This window comes from Bradyrhizobium sp. CCBAU 53421 (genome assembly GCF_015291625.1).
In the GTDB taxonomy this organism is placed as follows: Bacteria; Pseudomonadota; Alphaproteobacteria; order Rhizobiales; family Xanthobacteraceae; genus Bradyrhizobium.
The window spans coordinates 8,184,541-8,201,316 of record NZ_CP030047.1 but is presented as its reverse complement, the minus strand read 5'-3'; the positions used below and the strand labels follow the sequence as shown (position 1 = coordinate 8,201,316).

At 65.6% G+C, this 16,776-nt stretch carries 19 protein-coding genes; 11 read left to right on the top strand and 8 right to left on the bottom strand.

The features are described 5' to 3' along the window. The first annotated feature begins 54 nt into the window (after nucleotides 1-54). The 7 genes from XH92_RS38070 (at nucleotide 55) to XH92_RS38040 (ending at nucleotide 6,602) form a co-directional block, all read left to right on the top strand. Nucleotides 55-1,179 carry a Re/Si-specific NAD(P)(+) transhydrogenase subunit alpha gene (locus XH92_RS38070; RefSeq protein WP_194456624.1) on the top strand — a complete coding sequence of 375 codons (1,125 nt, stop codon included), beginning with the start codon at nucleotides 55-57 and terminating at the stop codon, nucleotides 1,177-1,179. A gap of 11 nt (nucleotides 1,180-1,190) precedes the next feature. Beyond that, the gene (locus XH92_RS38065; protein WP_050403072.1) at nucleotides 1,191-1,508 is read left to right on the top strand and encodes a proton-translocating transhydrogenase family protein; all 318 of its coding nucleotides are present in this window, start codon (nucleotides 1,191-1,193) and stop codon (nucleotides 1,506-1,508) included. A gap of 45 nt (nucleotides 1,509-1,553) precedes the next feature. Then, nucleotides 1,554-2,951, top strand: coding sequence for an NAD(P)(+) transhydrogenase (Re/Si-specific) subunit beta (locus tag XH92_RS38060; protein ID WP_194456623.1), 1,398 nt, complete (start codon nucleotides 1,554-1,556; stop codon nucleotides 2,949-2,951). Between the two features lie 197 nt (nucleotides 2,952-3,148). After that, entirely contained in the window at nucleotides 3,149-3,967 is an 819-nt protein-coding gene (locus XH92_RS38055) for an alpha/beta hydrolase (protein WP_194456622.1), read from the top strand. 54 nt (nucleotides 3,968-4,021) lie between these two features. After that, on the top strand, nucleotides 4,022-5,119 hold the full coding sequence (locus XH92_RS38050) for a calcium:proton antiporter (protein WP_194456621.1): 1,098 nt from the start codon (nucleotides 4,022-4,024) through the stop codon (nucleotides 5,117-5,119). 39 nt (nucleotides 5,120-5,158) lie between these two features. Continuing rightward, nucleotides 5,159-5,443, top strand: coding sequence for a cupin domain-containing protein (locus XH92_RS38045; RefSeq protein WP_194456620.1), 285 nt, complete (start codon nucleotides 5,159-5,161; stop codon nucleotides 5,441-5,443). Nucleotides 5,444-5,693: 250 nt separating this feature from the next. Further along, nucleotides 5,694-6,602, top strand: a complete 909-nt coding sequence (locus XH92_RS38040; protein ID WP_194456619.1) for a hypothetical protein — start codon at nucleotides 5,694-5,696, stop codon at nucleotides 6,600-6,602. 9 nt (nucleotides 6,603-6,611) lie between these two features. On the opposite strand, the gene XH92_RS38035 is transcribed toward XH92_RS38040, so the two are convergent. Together XH92_RS38035 and rpsU are read right to left on the bottom strand one after the other, a co-directional pair. After that, on the bottom strand, nucleotides 6,612-7,274 hold the full coding sequence (locus XH92_RS38035; RefSeq protein ID WP_194456618.1) for a tetratricopeptide repeat protein: 663 nt from the start codon (nucleotides 7,272-7,274) through the stop codon (nucleotides 6,612-6,614). A 113-nt stretch (nucleotides 7,275-7,387) separates the two neighbouring features. Beyond that, the gene (gene rpsU / locus XH92_RS38030; protein ID WP_021078544.1) at nucleotides 7,388-7,684 is read right to left on the bottom strand and encodes a 30S ribosomal protein S21; all 297 of its coding nucleotides are present in this window, start codon (nucleotides 7,682-7,684) and stop codon (nucleotides 7,388-7,390) included. Between the two features lie 264 nt (nucleotides 7,685-7,948). On the opposite strand from rpsU, the gene aqpZ reads away from it, so the two are divergent. Next, on the top strand, nucleotides 7,949-8,671 hold the full coding sequence (aqpZ, locus tag XH92_RS38025; RefSeq protein WP_194456617.1) for an aquaporin Z: 723 nt from the start codon (nucleotides 7,949-7,951) through the stop codon (nucleotides 8,669-8,671). Nucleotides 8,672-8,834: 163 nt separating this feature from the next. Here the strand turns inward: aqpZ and XH92_RS38020 are convergent, their stop codons facing one another. Both XH92_RS38020 and purE read right to left on the bottom strand, forming a co-directional pair. Beyond that, on the bottom strand, nucleotides 8,835-9,941 hold the full coding sequence (locus XH92_RS38020; protein WP_194456616.1) for a 5-(carboxyamino)imidazole ribonucleotide synthase: 1,107 nt from the start codon (nucleotides 9,939-9,941) through the stop codon (nucleotides 8,835-8,837). Further along, nucleotides 9,938-10,426: a 5-(carboxyamino)imidazole ribonucleotide mutase gene (gene purE / locus XH92_RS38015; protein ID WP_194456615.1), complete on the bottom strand. Its 489-nt coding sequence runs from the start codon at nucleotides 10,424-10,426 to the stop codon at nucleotides 9,938-9,940. Before purE ends, XH92_RS38020 begins: the two co-directional genes overlap by 4 nt. Nucleotides 10,427-10,571: 145 nt before the next feature. Here purE and XH92_RS38010 point away from each other — a divergent pair, with 145 nt between their 5' ends. Next, complete coding sequence (locus XH92_RS38010) at nucleotides 10,572-11,303, top strand: GGDEF domain-containing protein (protein WP_194456614.1); 732 nt, start codon at nucleotides 10,572-10,574, stop codon at nucleotides 11,301-11,303. An 8-nt stretch (nucleotides 11,304-11,311) separates the two neighbouring features. Here XH92_RS38010 and XH92_RS38005 read toward each other — a convergent pair whose 3' ends face one another. The 3 genes from XH92_RS38005 to XH92_RS37995 form a co-directional block, all read right to left on the bottom strand. After that, nucleotides 11,312-11,563, bottom strand: a complete 252-nt coding sequence (locus XH92_RS38005) for a hypothetical protein (RefSeq protein WP_194456613.1) — start codon at nucleotides 11,561-11,563, stop codon at nucleotides 11,312-11,314. Nucleotides 11,564-11,581: 18 nt separating this feature from the next. Further along, on the bottom strand, nucleotides 11,582-11,791 hold the full coding sequence (locus XH92_RS38000) for a hypothetical protein (protein ID WP_092123514.1): 210 nt from the start codon (nucleotides 11,789-11,791) through the stop codon (nucleotides 11,582-11,584). Between the two features lie 186 nt (nucleotides 11,792-11,977). Then, nucleotides 11,978-12,184, bottom strand: coding sequence for a YdcH family protein (locus XH92_RS37995; protein ID WP_024583705.1), 207 nt, complete (start codon nucleotides 12,182-12,184; stop codon nucleotides 11,978-11,980). Between the two features lie 240 nt (nucleotides 12,185-12,424). Here XH92_RS37995 and XH92_RS37990 point away from each other — a divergent pair, with 240 nt between their 5' ends. Continuing rightward, a complete protein-coding gene (locus tag XH92_RS37990) occupies nucleotides 12,425-12,610 on the top strand; it encodes a YdcH family protein (protein ID WP_050422666.1) in 186 nt (61 codons plus the stop codon). 93 nt (nucleotides 12,611-12,703) lie between these two features. Here XH92_RS37990 and XH92_RS37985 read toward each other — a convergent pair whose 3' ends face one another. Further along, complete coding sequence (locus XH92_RS37985; protein WP_194456612.1) at nucleotides 12,704-13,807, bottom strand: NAD(P)/FAD-dependent oxidoreductase; 1,104 nt, start codon at nucleotides 13,805-13,807, stop codon at nucleotides 12,704-12,706. Nucleotides 13,808-14,065: 258 nt separating this feature from the next. On the opposite strand from XH92_RS37985, the gene XH92_RS37980 reads away from it, so the two are divergent. Continuing rightward, entirely contained in the window at nucleotides 14,066-16,753 is a 2,688-nt protein-coding gene (locus tag XH92_RS37980; protein WP_194456611.1) for an EAL domain-containing protein, read from the top strand. Nucleotides 16,754-16,776 lie beyond the last annotated feature (23 nt).

Genomic DNA, 16,776 nt, shown 5'->3' with positions numbered 1-16,776 from the left:
CGAAAATAACGCTAGTTTGAAGACGCGTGCGCCGCTCGCGCCGCCGGAGGGCCCATGAAGATCGCCGTTGCCAAGGAAATCGATGCGTCGGAGCCGCGGGTTGCGGTTTCGCCCGATACCATCAAGAAGTTCAAGGCGCTGGGCGCCGAGGTCGCGGTCGAGCCGGGCGCGGGCGTCAAGTCGGGGCTGCCCGATTCGGAGCTCACCGCGGCGGGCGCCACCGTCAGCGCCGATGCGCTCAAGGACGCCGACATCATCATCAAGGTGAAGCGGCCCGAGGCCTCCGAGCTTTCGAAGTACAAGCGCGGCGCGCTGGTCATCGCGATCATGGACCCCTATGGCAACGAGGCCGCGCTGAAGGCGATGGCCGATGCCGGCGTGTCGGCGTTCGCGATGGAGCTGATGCCGCGCATCACCCGCGCCCAGGTGATGGACGTGCTGTCCTCGCAGGCCAACCTTGCCGGCTACCGTGCGGTGATCGAGGGCGCCGAAGCGTTCGGCCGCGCCTTCCCGATGATGATGACCGCCGCCGGCACCGTGCCGGCCGCAAAAGTGTTCGTGATGGGCGTCGGCGTTGCTGGCCTGCAGGCGATCGCGACCGCGCGGCGGCTGGGTGCCGTCGTCACCGCGACCGACGTGCGCCCCGCCACCAAGGAGCAGGTGGAGAGCCTCGGCGCCAAATTCCTCGCGGTCGAGGACGAGGAGTTCAAGAACGCGCAGACCGCCGGCGGCTACGCCAAGGAGATGTCGAAAGAGTATCAGGCCAAGCAGGCCCAGCTTACCGCCGAGCACATCAAGAAGCAGGACATCGTGATCACCACCGCGCTGATCCCGGGCCGTCCGGCGCCCAAGCTCGTCTCGGGCGAGATGGTCAAGTCGATGAAGCCCGGCTCGGTGCTGGTCGATCTCGCGGTCGAGCGCGGCGGCAATGTCGAGGGCGCGAGGCCCGGCGAGGTGGTCGAGACCGACGGCATCAAGATCGTCGGCTACACCAATGTCGCCGGCCGCGTCGCCGCCTCGGCCTCGAGCCTGTATGCGCGCAACCTGTTCTCGTTCATCGAGACGATGGTCGACAAGGCCAATAAGGCGCTCGCGGTCAATTGGGACGACGAGCTGGTCAAGGCCACCGCGCTGACCAAAGACGGCGCCGTCATCCATCCCAACTTCCAGCCGAAGTAAGGAGAGAAGCCATGGAGCATCTCGCGCAGGCCGTCGATCCGTTCGTGTTCCGGCTGTCGATCTTCGTTCTTGCCGTGTTCGTCGGCTACTTCGTGGTGTGGTCGGTGACCCCCGCGCTGCACACGCCGCTGATGAGCGTGACCAACGCGATCTCCTCGGTGATCGTGGTCGGCGCGCTGCTCGCGGTCGGCGTCGGCATGGTGTCGAGCGGATCGGGCTGGGCCCGCGGCTTCGGCTTCATCGCGCTGATCTTCGCCTGCGTGAACATCTTCGGCGGCTTCCTGGTCACCCAGCGCATGCTGGCGATGTACAAGAAGAAAGCCAAGTGAACGGCTACCACCTCGGGGTGAGTCAAGAATTTGGGGGGACCTGAGATGAGCGCCAATCTCTCTGCACTGTTGTACCTCGTGGCGGGGGTGCTGTTCATCCTGTCGCTGCGCGGCCTGTCGAGCCCGGCATCGTCGCGCCAGGGCAACATGTTCGGCATGATCGGCATGGCGATCGCGGTCGGCACCACGCTGGCGAGCCATCCGCCGGCCGATGGCGTCGCCTGGCTCTTGGTGATCCTCGCGGTCGCGATCGGCGGCGGCATCGGCGCCGTGATCGCGCGCCGGGTGCCGATGACCTCGATGCCGGAACTGGTCGCCGCGTTCCACTCGCTGGTCGGCATGGCCGCGGTGCTGGTCGCCGCCGGCGCGTTCTACGCGCCGGAAGCCTTCGACATCGGCACGCCGGGCAACATCCATCCGCAGAGCCTGGTCGAGATGTCGCTCGGCGTTGCGATCGGCGCCTTGACCTTCACCGGCTCGGTGATCGCGTTCCTGAAGCTGTCGGCGCGGATGAGCGGCGCGCCGATCATCCTGCCGTTCCGCCACGTCATCAACATCGTGCTGGCGCTGGCGCTGGTGTTCTTCATCGTCGGCCTCGTGCTGAGTGGCAGCGCGTTCGACTTCTGGATGATCACGATCCTGGCGCTGGCGCTCGGCGTCCTGATGATCATCCCGATCGGCGGCGCCGACATGCCGGTCGTGATCTCGATGCTGAACTCGTATTCGGGCTGGGCCGCGGCCGGCATCGGCTTCACGCTCGGCAACTCGGCGCTGATCATCACCGGCGCGCTGGTCGGCTCGTCGGGCGCGATCCTGTCCTACATCATGTGCCACGCGATGAACCGCTCGTTCATCTCGGTGATCCTCGGCGGCTTCGGCGGCGAGACCGCGGCGGCCGGCGGCGGCTCGGGCGAGCAGAAGCCGGCAAAACTCGGCTCGGCTGATGATGCCGCCTTCATCATGAAGAACGCCTCCAAGGTCATCATCGTGCCGGGCTACGGCATGGCGGTGGCGCAGGCCCAGCACGCGCTGCGCGAGATGGCCGACCTCCTCAAGAAGGAAGGCGTCGAGGTGAAATACGCCATTCACCCGGTGGCCGGGCGCATGCCCGGCCACATGAACGTGCTGCTCGCCGAAGCCAACGTGCCCTATGACGAGGTGTTCGAGCTCGAGGACATCAACTCGGAGTTCGCCCAGGCCGACATCGCCTTCGTGATCGGCGCCAACGACGTCACCAACCCGGCGGCGGAAGAAGACAAGACCTCGCCGATCTACGGCATGCCGGTGCTGCAGGTCTGGAAGGCCGGCACCGTGATGTTCATCAAGCGTTCGCTGGCCTCGGGCTACGCCGGCATCGACAACCCGCTGTTCTACCGCGACAACACCATGATGCTGCTCGGCGACGCCAAGAAGGTCACCGAGAACATCGTCAAGGCGATGTAGGGCGCGCGGCAAATGGCGCTGAACCGGGAGTGGCATCGACACCATCGCATGCCGCCCCGAGCCACGCGCGAGCAGCGCATCAAGTGGCATATCGCGCATGCGGCAGCGTGCGCATGCCGGCCGATCCCGGACAGCATCAAGGCTGACGTCGAGAAACGGCTCAAGCTTCGCGCCAAGACATAACTGCGGCACCGGTTATGGCGCTGGCCCTCGCAATCCTGAAATGGCTCGTGATCGCCGCGGTCGTCGTCTATCTCGGCGGGCTCGCGGTGCTGTACGTCAAGCAGCGCGAATTGCTGTTTCCGATCCCTCCGGTCGGACGGACCGCGCCCGCAGCCGCCGGTCTTCCCGACGCGGAGGAGCATGTCCTCACAACGTCCGACGGCGAGAAGGTCATCGTATGGCATGTGCCGCCGAAGCCGGGCCGCCCCGTCGTGCTGTTCTTTCCCGGCAATGGCGATTTCCTGGCCGGCCGCGTGGCGCGCTTCAAGGGCATCACGGCCGACGGTACCGGGCTGGTGGCGCTGTCCTACCGGGGCTACGCCGGCTCGAGCGGATCTCCGAGCGAGCAGGGGCTGCTGCAGGACGCTGCGGCCGCTTACGCGTTCACCACCGCGCGCTATCGCCCCGAGCAGATCGTGGCCTGGGGATTCTCCCTCGGCACCGGCGTTGCGGTCGCGCTCGCCGCCGAGCATCCGATCGGCAGGCTGATCCTGGAGGCGCCCTATACCTCGACCGCCGACGTTGCCGGCGCGCACTTCTGGTATGTGCCGGTCAGCCTGCTGATGCGGGATCAATTCCATTCCGACCGGCGAATCACCGGCGTCACTGCGCCGCTCCTGATCATGCACGGCAGCAACGATCCGGTGATCCCGATTCAGTTCGGCGAGCGGCTGTTCGGCCTCGCCCATGAGCCCAAGCAGTTCGTGCGTCTGCCCGGTGGCGGTCACGACGATCTCGACAATTTCGGCGCGATGGATACCGCGAGGCGGTTTATCGACGCCGCAAGAGGCTGACGGCGGCGATTGTCTGTCGCATAATCGGGGTTACCGAAGTGAGGGGACCCCATAATGAGCGCACACGGACCGATGCCACGGTCGGCCTGGCTGTATCCCCTTTTGGCGGTGCTGTTGTTTGCCGCGGTCTCGGCCAGCGGCTACAGCTTCGCGCCATCGGCCGCCGGCTGGGTGTTCGCCGCCGTGCTGCTGGTGATCCTGTTCGGCACCGTGTTTGCGGCCGTCCACCATGCCGAGATGATCGCCGAGCGGATCGGCGAGCCGTTCGGCACGCTGCTGCTGACGCTGGCCGTGACGGTCATCGAGGTGGCGCTGATCTCGACCATCATGCTGGGCGACACGCCGGCGCCGACCTTGGCGCGCGACACCGTGTTCGCGGTGGTGATGATCGTCTGCAACGGTCTGGTCGGGCTCTGCATCTTCATCGGCGGCATCCGCTACCGCGAGCAGGATTTCCAGATCACCGGCGCCAACCTTTATCTCAGCGTATTGTTCGTGCTCGCGACCATCACGCTCGACATGCCGAATTTCACGCTCACCGCGCCGGGCCCGATCTACTCCACGGCCCAGCTCGCCGTGATCAGCGTCGTGACCTTGCTGCTTTATTCGGTGTTCCTCTACACCCAGACCATCCGCCACCGCGATTATTTCGTCAGCGGCGCCAACGAGGCAGCGGCGCATGGCGAGGTGATGTCGGACCGCGAGACCGCGATCAGCGTTGTCCTGCTGCTGGTGTCGCTACTGGCGGTGGTGCTGCTGGCCAAGAAGTTCTCGCTGGTGGTCGATGTCGTCACCGTCAAGATCGGCGCGCCGCCGGCCTTTGCCGGTCTGGTGGTGGCGGCGCTGATCCTGCTGCCGGAGAGCGTTGCCGCGGTGTCGGCGGCGCGCAAGAACGACCTGCAGAAGAGCATCAACCTCGCGCTGGGCTCCTCGATCGCCACCATCGGGCTCACGGTTCCGGCGGTGGCGGTTGCCGCTTCGGTGCTCGACAAGCAGCTGGTGCTCGGGCTCAGCAACCAGCATATGCTGATCCTGCTGCTCACCTTCATGGTCAGCATGCTCACCTTCGGAACCGGCCGCACCAACATCCTGTTCGGGCTCGTTCACATGGTGGTGTTCGCGGTGTTCGTATTCATGGTTTTCGTGCCCTAGCGCACGATCCGCCCAAACAAGAAACTTGGAGAAGTGACGATGCTCAGCGCCAAATCGGATGTGCAGGTGGATACCGCGGAGGTCCGCGTGACCGAATGGCGGCTCGCGCCGGGTAGCGCCACCGGCCACCACACCCACGAGATGGACTACGTCATCGTTCCGATCACGGCCGGCGAGATGACGATCGTGGCGCCGAACGGCGAGCGCTCCAAGGCCCAGCTCGGCGCCGGCAAGTCCTATTTCCGCAAGGCCGGGGTCCAGCACGACGTGCTCAACGAGACGGCCAACGAGATCGTGTTCCTTGAGGTCGAACTCAAGCCCTGATGCGGGCGGTAACCCTGCGCGCGCAGAATGGCAGCCCCCAGCCGGCCCAGCTGTGGAAATTCATATGCTGTTAACGGCTGCACGATGATCTAGAAGGCGGATGCGGCCTGCGCAGGGGGCGCCTCCGCTGAAACCAAAGTGACACCAAAGGTGACGTCGGAACGGGGGTTTGCCACCGATCCGACGCAGTTGATCCCTGAATGTGCCTCAAAGTTCCAGCATGAAATAACGGGGTGGGGAGTGGCAGGTCATGCTGAGTTACCTGAAGAAATTCGTGATGGACATCTTACCCTCGGTGGCAGCGACCATCATCGGGGCGTACATCGTTAATCACTACATCGTGGCCAAGCCGCAGGCGCCGGACGCTGCGGCCGTGACCGCCGCCGTGGATCCCAAGCCGGATTCAAAAGTCCCCGCCAAGCCCGCCGAAAAGTCCACCGTGGTCAGCAGCCTCCCGGAAGCCGGCGTGAAGGCCAAGGGCATGTCCGAGCGCACCTTGATCGAGCGGTCGGCGTCGGAGAAGGCCACCGTCACCGAGAAGCCCGCCGATCCCAAATCGGCTGATACCAAGTCTGCCGACATCAAGTCGGCCGACACTAAGGCTGATGCGCCGGCCGATACGGCCAGCATCCCGGCCGATTCGCGCCATCATCCGGCGGCGCCGAAGGCGGTCGCGAAGGCTGCGCCCGCCGCCGCGCCGGTCGAGTCCGCCGTCACGCCGGAGGAAGCTCACGACGCCAACGATCTTGCGCGTGCCGCGATCGAGCGGCTGCGCAAGGAGCGTCCGCAGGAAGCTGCGCGCTCCCAGGACGCCGCGCGCTCCCAGGACGCTCGCAGCACGGATGTCGCCCGCCTGCCTGACCAGCAGCGTCCGGCGGCAGCCCAGGCGATCCGGCCGTTGCCGCCGCCGATCATGGTGTCGAACCCGTCGAGCGACAATGCCGATCAATCCGCGCAGCCGCGTCCGCCCTACGCCGCCAATGCCCAGGATTCGAACCGGCTGACGCCGCCGGCCGACATTCCGGTCCCGGTGCTGCAGGCGCCGCTCGACCTGCGCGCCGACGCCGCCATGCCGGCGCCGAAGAACGAGCACACGTCGGTGACCGACGACATGTTCTCCGGCATGAAGTCGATGTTCCACGCCGTCCTGCCGAAGTAAGTCGAAAGTTCAGCCGCCGGTGCGCGCCAGCCCGCTGCGCGCGCTCCCGTCATTCGGCCGCAGCGCGAGCACGCGATTGTAGGATGCCGCCGCCTTGGCCTTGTCGCCGAGCCGCTCATAGGCCTGGCCGCGTGCGCTCCACGCCGCAACGTTGCTGGGATCGGCCTGCACGGCCTCGTCGAGATCGGTGGCGGCCTGCTTGGCCTTGTCGAGCGCGAGGTAGCTGGTGGCGCGGCCGACCAGTGGCTCGGCCTTCTGCGGCGACAACCCGCTCGCCGCGGTAAAATCGTCGATCGCTTGCTGATGTTGCCCGCGCCCCTGATAGATCAAGCCACGGCCGTACAGCGCCTGGATGTTGTAGGGGTCGGTGGTCAGCGCCTGCTCGAACTCCGCCTGCGCCTCGTCGACCTTGCCGGAATGCGCCAGCACCTGGCCGCGCGTGGCGTGATCCTTGGCGCTGTTGATATCCTGCGCGGTGATGGTGTCGGTAGCCGGCTTGTCGGCAGCGGCAGCAGCCGGTTTTGGCTTGTCGTCCGAGCCCCATGATCCCAAGTCGAAGGAGCAGCCGCCGAGCGGCAGGCCGAGAGCCACCGCCATGATGACGAATTGCGCCGCACGACGGCGCTGCGCAGGTTCGGGGAGCGGGGAGCGAGGCGCCGGAACGGCCGTCATGCAAAATGCTCTTGCCGGTCGATTTGCATGGGTACCCCGGAACGCGGCTGGCTTCAAAACAACAACGCGGGCCCGTGGCCCGCGCTGTTAGACTTCCGGATCGGTAAAACGGTTCAGCGCGGTCCGCGACCAGCGCCTGCACCACCGGGACGGCCGCCGCGGTCGCCACCGGGACCAGCGCCGAACACCGGCTTCGGCTTCATCGGCAGCAGGCCTTCGCGCTGCAGCTTCTTGCGCGCCAGCTTGCGTGCGCGGCGCACGGCTTCGGCCTTTTCGCGAGCCTTCTTCTCAGAGGGCTTTTCGTAGTGACCGCGGAGCTTCATCTCGCGGAAAATGCCCTCGCGCTGCATCTTCTTCTTCAGCGCCTTCAGGGCTTGGTCGACATTGTTATCGCGGACGAGAACCTGCACGCGGCATCCTCTTTTGAATTGATCGGTTCGGAATTCTGGCGAGGTAAAGGGGCGGCAAAAGGCCTGCCTCTTAACCCTAGGCGCGCGCATGTATCAGACAAACGCGCAGATGTCCACCGGTCGAGTGACTTTCGGGCCTAGTAAAGCCATGAAATGGGGCGAAAATGCCTTTGTGCGGCCCTGATTTGGGTGATTTGGCGCCGGTATCGGGGCCGCTCCCGGAGTTTCTGACAACCCGGACATTGGAAATAGGGGAGATGCCACATGGAGATGAAGAAATACGCGGCCGAGCTGATCGGTACGTTTTGGCTCACATTCGCTGGCTGCGGCAGCGCTGTCATCGCGGCCGGCTTTCCGCAGGTCGGGATCGGCCTGGTCGGCGTGTCATTGACCTTCGGGTTGAGTGTGGTGACCATGGCCTATGCGATCGGCCATATCTCGGGTTGCCACCTCAATCCGGCCGTGACGGTCGGGCTCGCCGCGGGCGGGCGTTTCCCTGGCGGCCAGGTGCTGCCCTACATCATCGCGCAGGTCGCCGGCGCGATCGTCGCGGCCTGGCTGCTCTATGTGATCGCCAGCGGCGCGCCCGGCTTCGATGTCAGCAAGGGTTTTGCCTCCAACGGCTACGACGCGCACTCGCCGGGCCAGTACAGCATGGTGGTGTGCTTCATCACCGAGGTGGTGATGACCATGATGTTCCTGTTCATCATCATGGGATCGACCCACGGCAAGGCGCCCGCCGGCTTCGCGCCGCTCGCCATCGGCCTCGCGCTGGTGATGATCCATCTCGTCAGCATTCCCGTCACGAACACCTCGGTGAACCCGGCGCGCAGCACCGGGCCGGCTCTGTTCGTCGGCGGCTGGGCGCTTGGGCAGCTCTGGATGTTCTGGGTCGCGCCTTTGATCGGCGGCGCGCTCGGCGGCGTGATCTATCGCTGGCTCAGCGACGAGCCGACCGGCATCGTCGCCGGCGTCAAGACTGCGTGATCGGCGAGAGCGTTTTCGAGCGAAGCGGACGCCGGTTCGCGTGAAGAAAACGCGTCAAAACAAAAATCTAAAGCATCGGTTCTGATTCAATCAGAACCGATGCGCTGATGGGATCGTGGTTGCCACGATCCCATTTCCATCGATGCGCGAAGGCGGTTTGGAATTACGGCTTGTGGGCCGGCGTCACTTCGGTGACGTGCCCCATCTTGCGGCCGGGGCGCGGCGTGCCCTTGCCGTACAGATGCACGGTAGCGCCGGGAACGGTGAGCCACTGCTCGTAGCTCAGGATATCGTCGCCGATCAGGTTGGTCATGGTGACGTCGCCGTGGCGCACCGGCTTGCCCAGCGGCCAGCCGGCGATCGCGCGGATGTGTTGCTCGAACTGTGAGATCGAGGCGCCGTCGAGCGTCCAGTGACCGGAATTGTGCACGCGCGGCGCGATCTCGTTGACCAGCACCGTCGCATTGCTGCCATTGCCGGGCACCACGAACAGCTCTACCGCAAGCACACCGACATAGTCGAGCGCAGTGGCGATCTTTTCGGCGATCGCGCGCGCCTGCGCGGCAAGCTCGTCGGGGATCGCGGCCGGCGCGCGCGAAATCTTCAGAATATGGTCGCGGTGCTCGTTCTCGGTGACGTCGAAGCACTCGACCTCGCCGGAAGCGGAGCGCGCCGCGATCACCGAAATCTCGCGCTCGAACGGCACGAAGGCCTCGAGGATCGCCGACTTGGTGCCGAGCTCCTCCCAGACCTGCTCGAGGTCGTCGCCGGCGCGGATGATGGCCTGGCCCTTGCCGTCATAGCCGAAGCGGCGGGTCTTGATCACGGCAGGCAGGCCGATGCGCTCGACCGCCGCGCGCAGCGTGGCGACCGAGGAGACATCGGCATAATCGGCGGTGCCGATGCCGAGCTTGCTGACGAAATCCTTTTCGATCAGCCGGTCCTGCGTGGTCTCGAGGATTTTGTACGCGGGCAGCACCGGGCGGCGCGCGGCGAGCACCATCGCGGTTGCGGCCGGGACATTCTCGAATTCATAGGTGACGACGTCGACGTCATTGGCGAACAGTTCGAGCGCCTCGACGTCGGCATATTCCGCGCAGGTCGCGTTCTGCACCACCTCGAAGGCCGGCGAGTCCGGATCCGGCGAAAACACCTGGCAGCGCAGCCCGAGGCGCGCAGCGGACATCGCCAGCATCCGGCCCAATTGTCCGCCGCCGAGGATTCCGATGGTGTCGCCCGGCTTCAGCTTAACGAGATTCGAAGCCGTCACGCCGCACCCTCCGGATGGTCCTTGACCGCATCGGTCTGCTGCTTGCGCCAGGCCGCAAGGCGGAGCGACAGCGCGGGATCGTTGAGCGCGAGCACGCTCGCCGCGAGCAGCGCGGCATTGATCGCGCCGGCCTTGCCGATCGCCAGTGTCCCGACCGGGATGCCGGCCGGCATCTGCACGATCGAGTACAGCGAATCGACGCCGGACAGCGCCTTCGACTCGACGGGAACTCCGAACACCGGAAGCTCCGTCAGTGCCGCCGTCATGCCCGGCAGGTGCGCGGCACCGCCGGCGCCGGCAACGATCACCTTGTGGCCGGCCGCCTTGGCGCCCTTGGCGAAGGCATAGAGCCGATCGGGCGTGCGGTGCGCCGAAACGATGCGCGTTTCGCAGGCAACGCCCAGCGCAGCCAGGGTTTCGGCGGCATGGCGCATGGTGTCCCAGTCGGACTGGCTTCCCATGATGATGGCGATCGGAGCGGTCATCTCTTCAATTCTGTGCAGGAATCCAAAAGCATAGGCCGATTATAGGGGCGGCCCGGGCGTCATCCAAGGCGTGGCAAGGGAGTTAGAATGGACTATCCTGTCTTGGTGAATCCCGGCAAGCCTTCATAAGCAGGCCTCAACAAGGATGCGCATGAAGAAGAAGACCACGGCGGCCGCCTCCGGGGCGGCAAAACGACGAAAAGGCGCGTCCGCCGCGCGCAAACCCGCATCCGGCAGGACTGGCGCAAAAGGGACTGGAGCAAAGGGGGCTGGAACCAAAGCGACTGGAACCGAAGCTTCGAGGCGAGGCGCGGTCGCGTCGGGCGACAAATCCACCATCCGCAAGTTGCGGGCGCAGCTGGCGCGGGCCCAGACCCGGATCGAGGAGCTGCAGGCCTCCGCCGAGACCGACTTCCTGCTCGACATCCTGAACCGGCGCGGCTTCGAGCGCGAGCTCGTCCGCTCGCTCTCGTTCATCAAGCGCTATCAGGCCTGCGGCGCGCTGATCGTGCTCGACGTCGATCGCCTCAAGCCGATCAACGATGCCTTCGGGCACGCGGCAGGTGATGAGGTGCTGAAGACGATCGTGGCCGCGATATCGGACCAGGTGCGCGCCTCCGACGTGATCGGCCGGCTCGGCGGCGACGAGTTCGCGGTGCTGCTGTGGAATCTCAGCGAGACCGATGCCCGTGCGAAGGCGGCTGCGCTGGAGGAGGCGATCGATCGCCTGAGCTTCGTGTTCCGCAACAGCCGCGTCACCGCGGGTGCCTCCGCCGGTGTTGCGATCCTCACCGCGCATTCGGATGCCGATCGCGTGCTCGATGAGGCCGACCGCGCGATGTATGTGCGAAAGGCGCAGCGGCGCCATGAATCCTAGCTAGATAATCAAAGTGCGCTCAGATCCTCCGGCACGTTGCCGTAGGCCCGCAGCAGCTTGGCATCGCCGAATTCGCCGATCGCGGGATCGCCCGTGCGGCTGAACGCGACGGCGCCGATGCTGCCGGGCATCCGCGACATCGTCTCCGCCCGGCGCAGCGCGATCGCCGAGCTCTGGCATTCCTCGGCGCTGCCGGCGACCGGCGTGCCGTCGTCGTCCTGCACGAAAGGCAGTGCCACGTAATAGGTCACGTCAGCCATTGCTGTGCTCCGCAAAGATCAGGCGGCGTCGCTCGCCGCGTGGGTTCGCGCCGGCACGCAGCCGGCGGCGATCGCGGCCTGCAATTCCTCGAGCTCGGCTTCCAGATATTCGTTGGCCATGATTAGCGCCTTGATGGTGCTGCGCAGATTGCCGTCGCACATCGCGATCGCCTGATCGCAGGCCTGCTCGTAGCGGCTGTTGTCGGGCAGGGAAGGCGGTGCGGACATGGCGAAACTCCCTCTGATGGCTGGCGGCTGGATCGGCATGTTCTTATTTTGTTCTTTTAGAGTCAAGCGCCGAAAAGCCCGGCCGCGTCCGTTGCCGCGAACGTGAAGCTACCGAGGCTCTGTGGATGACGGGGAAAACCGCCGCCGGACCCGACCCGGCGCGCCGCCGAACCCGAGAGGCGGGCGTCAGGCGATGATGTCGGGCGTGATCTGATCTTCGATGAAGGCGATGCGATCGCGCAATTGCAGCTTCCGCTTCTTCAAGCGTTGCAGCATCAAGAGATCCGGCGCCGGCGATTGATGCAGCGCGTCGATCGCGGCATCGAGGTCGCGGTGCTCTTGTTGCAGACGCGCAAGCTCGGCGAGGAGTTCGCGCTCATCCTGATCGTTCATGGTTGTGTATTAACTGATAAGCACGATGAGGTTGTTACGGCCGAAGCAGCCGCTCGCCGGAATATCCTCCCTGCGCGCGCGCCGCGCAAGCCGAACCGGTTCCATAGTCACGAATGGTTACAGATAAACGGAAATGCGTGCGTGCGGCATATCGCGTCCCCTATCGACAGCACCGTCCACTCGTGTACACTTGTTGGTCCGGATCGAACCTGAGGTTTAACGCACCGAGGAGAGTTCGCAATGGCAATACAGGCCCATCTCGTTGAGCTGGAGCGTAAACACAAAATACTCGAGAACGAACTGCACGAAGCGCTCGTTCATCCTTCTGTAGACGATCTCCACATTTGCGAGCTGAAGCGCCGCAAGCTGATGGTCAAGGATCAAATCGAGCGGTTGAGACTGTCCGCCGACGACACGGTCCACTAAGCCGGTCCCCCTGTAAATTCGCAAATAATCTGGCCTTTCACCGAGGGATGAACGCCGCGGCGCGCATCCCCCGGGAGGCCATGCTGCATTTGCTCAGCGCTCCGCCAGCGCGCCGACGTGGTCGGCGACCGCGAGCGACGACGTCAGCCCGGGCGATTCAATCCCGAACAGGTTGATCAGGCCGGCGACGCCGTGATCGGCCGGTCCCTGGATCAGGAAGTCCTGGGTCGCGACCGCCGGCGGCACGATCTTGGGGCGAATTCCCGAATAGCTCGGCATCAGCGCCCCGTCCGGCAGGGTCGGCCAGTATTTGCGGATCGCCGGATAGAACCGCTCGGACCGATCAGGGTCGACGGCGTAATCGATGTGATCGATCCATTCGACGTCGGGGCCGAACCTCGCCTGTCCCGCCATGTCGAGCGTCAGGTGCACGCCAAGCCCGCCGGGCTCCGGCACCGGATAGATCAGGTGCGAGAACGGCGCCCTGGCGCTGCAGCTGAAGTAATTGCCCTTGGCCAAATAGGCCGTTGGAATCAACGCGATCGGCATACCCTCGACGCTGCGCGCAACCGCCGTTGCGCCGAGGCCGGCGGCATTGACCAGGAGATCGCAGGCCAGCGTCATCGGCGCCGCGCCGCCGGCCTCGACCTCGAACCCGTTGGCCGTGGCCCTGGCGTGGAGCAGCGGCGTATGGAAGGCGAATGCGGCGCCGGCCGCCTCGGCGTCGCCGCGCAGCGCCAGCATGTAAGCATGGCTGTCGATGATCCCGGTGGAGGGCGACAGCAGCGCCGCGTCGCAGTTCAGCGCCGGCTCCAGGGCGCGTGCCGCCTCGCCGGATAACAGCTGCATGTCGTCGACGCCGTTGGCCTCGGCGTGGGCCCGGATCGACTGCAGTTTCTCGGTCTCCGCAGGCGTGGTGGCGACGATCAGCTTGCCGCAATTCTTGTGCGGGATGCCGTGGTCGGCGCAGTAGCGGTAGAGCGCCCGCTTGCCGCTGACGCACATCCGCGCCATCAGGCTGCCGGCCCGGTAGTAGATGCCGGCGTGGATCACCTCGCTGTTGCGCGACGAGGTCACGGTGCCGATCCCTTCGGCCTCTTCGATCACAATCACTTCGCGGCCGGCCTGTGCCAGCCGGCGCGCCACGGCGAGGCCGATCACCCCCGCACCGACGATCACGCAATCAACCCTGTCCATCTCGTCCTTCAGGTCCGAACATTTCCGCGCAGCGACGCGCGTGCCGCTACCGCCACCATCGTTCTGCCGATCCCGTCGATTTGGGCAAGTGCTTGTGCCATCTCAAATAGTCGGGGAGCCATGCCCAGTTAGTGGAGCATTAATCATGTCAGGGCAATTGCCGTAGATTAACCGGCATTTTCCGGTTGCATCCTGACGCGTTTACCCGATCCAAACCGCCGGAGCCGGACACTCGCCCCGGAAATCCGTGGGTGATCAATGGCTGGCAGGAAGTGGCAGGCGGGCGGGAAGAATTCGATTCCGGCAAGGGCCATCCTTTGCCTGATCGCCGCCGTCGTGCCGTTCGGTGCAGCCCAAGCCGCCTCCGCCGCCTTCGCACCGTCGACCTATCTTGGCGACCTCGATCCCGGCGTGGTCTGGGAGCTGCTGATCGGCAGCGTGGTGGTAGCCTCCTTTCTCGGCGCAGTCGGGCTGTGGATCCTTTCGGCCCTGCGCAAGGCCAAGCGCGCGCAACTGCGGCGCAGTGCCTTCGTGTCGTCCGCGCTCAACCATCTGAACCAGGGCGTGGTGATGACCGACGCGCGTGAGCGCATCGTGTTCTGCAACGACCGCTATCTCGACATCTACGGCCTGTCGCGCGCCGACATCAGGCGCAACATGACCGGCTCCGAACTGCTGGAGCTGCGGCGCGATCGCGGCGTGCTCGACATCAGCGCCGAGGATTTCTTCGCCAGGGCCGCGGCGCCCGAAGGGCTGGTCACCGAACTGCCCGGCGGCAGGTCGGTGCTGGTGAAATATTTCCCGCTGCCGAACGGCGGCTCGGTCGCGACCCATCTCGATTGCACCGACCAGCGCAAGCTGTCGCGCAAGCTCGCCTCGACCACGCAATTCCTCGAATCCGTGCTCGACAACGTTCCGGTCTGCGTCGCCGCCAAGAACATCGAGGACGGCCGCTACATCTTCGCCAATCGCGCGTTCGAGCGGTTCTCGCGCTTCTCGCGCGATCACATCGTCGGCAAGCGCGCCGACGAGATCTTCCGTCCCGAGACCGCCGTCAGCATCGATACCGCCGACCGCGCGGCGCTCGACGCGCCGGAAGGCTATCACCGTAGCGAATTCCTCGTCGAACGCGGCTCGGAGAGGCGCATCCTGGCATCGAACCGGGTGATCGCGCGCAACGAGGCCGGCGATCCGGAATTCCTGATCGCGCTGTTCGAGGACGTCACCGACCGCCGCTCGCTGTCGCGCGAGCTCGAGAACAACAAGAAATTCCTCGAACTCGTGGTCGACAACATCCCGGTCTCGCTGATCGTGCAGCGCGTCAGCGACGGCCGCTATCTGCTGGCCAACCGCAGCGCCGAAACCATCCTCAACCGCCGCCGCGAGGACGCCGCCGGCCTCACCGCTTCGGATATCTTCAACGCGCGCGAAGCCAAGCTGATCATCGCCCGCGACGAGGCCGCGATCCGCAAACGCAGCATGATCGCCGAGGAACACCCGATCTCGACCAAGGACGGACTGCGGCTGTTCCTGACCCGGCGCATGACCGTGCTCGACGACCATGGCGAGCCGCAATATCTGATCAAGACCCATGAGGACGTCACTGACCGGCGCCAGACCGAGTCGCGGATGGCGCACATGGCCTATCATGACGGCCTGACCGATCTGCCGAACCGCGCCGCCTTCCTGCAGGCGCTGACCCAGATGATCGAGGCCTGCGACGGCACCGACGAGGCGTTCGCCGTGCTTTGCGTCGATCTCGACGGGCTGAAGGAGATCAACGACGTCTACGGCCATGCGATGGGCGACAAGGTGCTGGTCGAGGTCGCGCAGCGCTTGCAGACCGTGGCGCGCGGCGGCGTGGTCGCGCGGCTGTCCGGCGACGAATTCGGCCTCATCATCGACGGCAAGCAGCCGGTCGCCGGCATTGCGCTGGCCGAACAGGCCGCCGAGGCCCTCGGGCAGGATTTCCTGATCGACGGCAAGTCGGTGCGCACCGGCCTCACCGCCGGGATCGCGGTGTTCCCGCACAACGGATCCGACGCTGCCTCGCTGCTGGCCAATTCCGGCGCGGCGCTGTTCCGCGCCAAGGCGAAGTCGCGCGGCACCATCTCGATCTTCGAACCGGAGATGGACCAGCAAATCCGCGATCGCCGCGTGCTGCATCAGGAGCTTTCGGTCGCGATCAAGAACGGCGAATTGTCGCTCTACTACCAGCCGCAGGCGGCGGCGGGCGGCAGCGTTGCGGCCAGCCAGATCATCGGTTTCGAGGCGCTGGCGCGCTGGCACCATCCGGTGCGCGGCTTCGTGCCGCCCAGCGACTTCATTCCGCTCGCGGAAGAAAGCGGCCTGATCGTCGAGATGGGCGAGTGGATCCTGCGCGAAGCCTGCCGCGAGGCTGCCTCCTGGGCGGTGCCGATGCAGGTCGCCGTGAACCTGTCGCCGGCGCAGTTCACCCATGGCGATCTGGTCGGGCTCGTGCATTCGATCCTGCTCGAGACCGGGCTCACCCCGGACCGGCTCGAGCTGGAAATCACCGAGGGCGTGCTGATCGAGGATTTCGACCGCGGCCTGTCGCTGCTGCGGCGGCTGAAGGCGCTCGGCGTCCGCATCTCGATGGACGATTTCGGCAGCGGCTATTCCTCGCTGAGCTACCTGCAGGCGTTTCCGTTCGACAAGATCAAGATCGACCGCGCCTTCGTCATCAATCTCGGCCGCAATCCGCAATCGGCGGCGATCGTCCGCGCGGTGATCGATCTCGGCCACGGCCTCGAAATGTCGATCGTCGCCGAAGGCGTCGAGACCGAGGCGCAGCTCGGCTTCCTCTCGGAGGAAGGCTGTGACGCGGTGCAGGGCTATCTGATCGGCCGGCCGGCCCCGATCGGTCAATTTGCCGCGCTGGTCGGCGGTGACCTGCTCGCCGAAACCGTTCGCAGAGCCGGCTGAATCGCTTCAACGGCCCGATCGGC

Bases quoted from the DNA above. Each gene is read 5' to 3' on its own strand.
- XH92_RS38070 (WP_194456624.1), top strand. From the start codon at position 55: ATGAAGATCGCCGTTGCCAAGGAAATCGATGCGTCGGAGCCGCGGGTT.
- XH92_RS38065 (WP_050403072.1), top strand. From the start codon at position 1,191: ATGGAGCATCTCGCGCAGGCCGTCGATCCGTTCGTGTTCCGGCTGTCG.
- XH92_RS38060 (WP_194456623.1), top strand. From the start codon at position 1,554: ATGAGCGCCAATCTCTCTGCACTGTTGTACCTCGTGGCGGGGGTGCTG.
- XH92_RS38055 (WP_194456622.1), top strand. From the start codon at position 3,149: ATGGCGCTGGCCCTCGCAATCCTGAAATGGCTCGTGATCGCCGCGGTC.
- XH92_RS38050 (WP_194456621.1), top strand. From the start codon at position 4,022: ATGAGCGCACACGGACCGATGCCACGGTCGGCCTGGCTGTATCCCCTT.
- XH92_RS38045 (WP_194456620.1), top strand. From the start codon at position 5,159: ATGCTCAGCGCCAAATCGGATGTGCAGGTGGATACCGCGGAGGTCCGC.
- XH92_RS38040 (WP_194456619.1), top strand. From the start codon at position 5,694: ATGCTGAGTTACCTGAAGAAATTCGTGATGGACATCTTACCCTCGGTG.
- XH92_RS38035 (WP_194456618.1), bottom strand. From the start codon at position 7,274: ATGACGGCCGTTCCGGCGCCTCGCTCCCCGCTCCCCGAACCTGCGCAG.
- aqpZ (WP_194456617.1), top strand. From the start codon at position 7,949: ATGGAGATGAAGAAATACGCGGCCGAGCTGATCGGTACGTTTTGGCTC.
- purE (WP_194456615.1), bottom strand. From the start codon at position 10,426: ATGACCGCTCCGATCGCCATCATCATGGGAAGCCAGTCCGACTGGGAC.
- XH92_RS38010 (WP_194456614.1), top strand. From the start codon at position 10,572: ATGCGCATGAAGAAGAAGACCACGGCGGCCGCCTCCGGGGCGGCAAAA.
- XH92_RS38005 (WP_194456613.1), bottom strand. From the start codon at position 11,563: ATGGCTGACGTGACCTATTACGTGGCACTGCCTTTCGTGCAGGACGAC.
- XH92_RS38000 (WP_092123514.1), bottom strand. From the start codon at position 11,791: ATGTCCGCACCGCCTTCCCTGCCCGACAACAGCCGCTACGAGCAGGCC.
- XH92_RS37995 (WP_024583705.1), bottom strand. From the start codon at position 12,184: ATGAACGATCAGGATGAGCGCGAACTCCTCGCCGAGCTTGCGCGTCTG.
- XH92_RS37990 (WP_050422666.1), top strand. From the start codon at position 12,425: ATGGCAATACAGGCCCATCTCGTTGAGCTGGAGCGTAAACACAAAATA.
- XH92_RS37985 (WP_194456612.1), bottom strand. From the start codon at position 13,807: ATGGACAGGGTTGATTGCGTGATCGTCGGTGCGGGGGTGATCGGCCTC.
- XH92_RS37980 (WP_194456611.1), top strand. From the start codon at position 14,066: ATGGCTGGCAGGAAGTGGCAGGCGGGCGGGAAGAATTCGATTCCGGCA.